At 72.3% G+C, this 2,118-nt stretch carries 1 protein-coding gene and 1 pseudogene; both read left to right on the top strand.

Annotation, left to right across the window (positions count from 1 at the left end; all coding sequences use genetic code 11):
• Positions 1-498: pseudogene (locus ACFT55_RS20025) on the top strand (MerR family transcriptional regulator); the annotation flags it as partial.
• Positions 499-570: 72 nt separating this feature from the next.
• Positions 571-2,088 carry an IMP dehydrogenase gene (gene guaB, locus ACFT55_RS20020; protein ID WP_380245609.1) on the top strand — a complete coding sequence of 506 codons (1,518 nt, stop codon included), beginning with the start codon at positions 571-573 and terminating at the stop codon, positions 2,086-2,088.
• Positions 2,089-2,118: the final 30 nt, after the last annotated feature.

Genomic DNA, 2,118 nt, shown 5'->3' with positions numbered 1-2,118 from the left:
GTCCTCGCCGGGCCGGGCGCCGTGCCGGAGGTGGTGCTCGCGACGGCCGCGCTGCGGGCCCTGCGCGACTTCACCGAGGCGTTCGAGCGCGCCATGGTCGCCGGCGGCGCGCCGCCGGCGAACCACCCGAGCCGGATGCGCAAGATCGTGCTCATCTTCGCCGCCCCGGACGAGGTGGTGCCCCTGTCCGCGCACGCCCTCGCGGCCGCGCTGACGGCCAAGGGGGCCACGGCCCGCATCGTCACCGGCCCGGCCAGCACCCACCGGTCGCTCGAGCTGGTGACCATGGTGCGGCCCGCGGCCCTGGTGCTCGCCACCTCGCAGCGCCGCCCCGACCTCGACCTCGTCCACGCCGTGCACGACGGGTTCGCGGAGCTGCCGATCATCGTCAGCCTCCGCCGGGACGACGCCGCGAGCGAGCTCCCGCTGGCCTCGACCGTGCAGCGGGTGCGGTCGTTCACCGCGATGCTGCACGAGGCCCTCGCCGTCGTGACGTGAGGTCTGCCACGGGCGCCCCCGCGGGCACGGACGGCCGGAATAAGGGCGCCGCCCAGAACGTAGACTCCTGTCATGACGGACTCGACCTCGCCCGCGCACGACCCGTTCGGATTCCTCGGCCTCACGTACGACGACGTCCTGCTGCTGCCGGGGTACTCGGACCTGGCCCCGTCGGACATCGACACCACCTCCCGCCTCACGCGTGAGATCTCCCTGCGGGTGCCGCTCGTCTCCGCCGCGATGGACACTGTCACCGAGTCGCGGATGGCGATCGCCATGGCCCGTCAGGGCGGCATCGGCGTCCTGCACCGCAACCTCTCGATCGAGGACCAGGCGTACCAGGTCGACCTGGTCAAGCGGACGCAGACCGGCATCATCTCCAACCCGGTGACGATCGGCCCCGACGCCACCCTCGAGGAGCTCGACAAGCGCGCGGGGGAGTACCGCATCTCCGGCTTCCCCGTGGTCGACGCGGGCGGCCACCTCACGGGCATCGTCACGAACCGCGACCTGCGCTTCACGCCCGTCGCCGAGTGGGGCACGACCAAGGTCTCCGAGGTCATGACGCCCGCGCCGCTCATCACCGGCCCGGCGGGCATCTCCCGCGAGGACGCGACGCTGCTGCTGCGCAAGCACAAGCTCGAGCGCCTGCCCCTGGTGGACGACGAGGGTCGCCTCGCGGGCCTCATCACCGTCAAGGACTTCGTGAAGTCCGAGCAGTTCCCGAACGCCTCGAAGGACGGCCAGGGCCGCCTCCTCGTCGGCGCGGCCATCGGCTACTTCGGCGACGCGTGGCAGCGCGCGACGACGCTGGTGGAGGCCGGCGCCGACGTGCTCGTCGCGGACACCGCGCACGGCAACGTCCGCATGCTGATCGACATGGTCCGGCGGCTGAAGTCGGACCCGGCCACCCGCCACGTGCAGGTGATCGGCGGCAACGTCGCGACGCGCGAGGGCGCGCAGTCCTTCGTCGACGCGGGCGCGGACGCGATCAAGGTCGGCGTCGGCCCGGGCTCGATCTGCACCACCCGCGTCGTGACCGGCGTCGGCGTCCCGCAGATCACCGCCGTGTACGAGGCGTCGCAGGCCGCCCGCGCGGCCGGGGTACCGGTCATCGCCGACGGCGGCATGCGGCACTCGGGGGAGATCGGCAAGGCGATCGTCGCGGGCGCGGAGGCCGTCATGCTCGGCTCGATGCTGGCGGGCACCGAGGAGGCGCCCGGCGACACCATCCTCGTGAACGGCAAGCAGTACAAGGCGTACCGCGGCATGGGCTCGATGGGCGCCATGTCCTCGCGGGGCAAGAAGTCCTACTCCAAGGACCGGTACTTCCAGGCCGAGGTCACCAGCGACGACATGATCGTGCCCGAGGGCATCGAGGGCCAGGTGCCGTACAAGGGCACGCTGCACACCGTGGCCCACCAGCTCGTGGGCGGGCTCCACCAGTCGATGTTCTACGTCGGCGCGCGCACCATCCCGGAGCTGCAGGCCAAGGGCCGGTTCGTGCGCATCACGTCCGCGTCGCTCAAGGAGAGCCACCCGCACGACGTGCAGATGACGGTCGAGGCGCCGAACTACTCCGGCTTCTGAGCCGCACGACCGACGGCCCGGGCCCGCGAG

The organism is Isoptericola sp. NPDC057191 (assembly GCF_042670225.1).
GTDB lineage: Bacteria > Actinomycetota > Actinomycetes > Actinomycetales > Cellulomonadaceae > Isoptericola.
The sequence above is the reverse complement of the archived record's forward strand: the minus strand, read 5'-3'. Positions and strand labels throughout refer to the sequence as shown.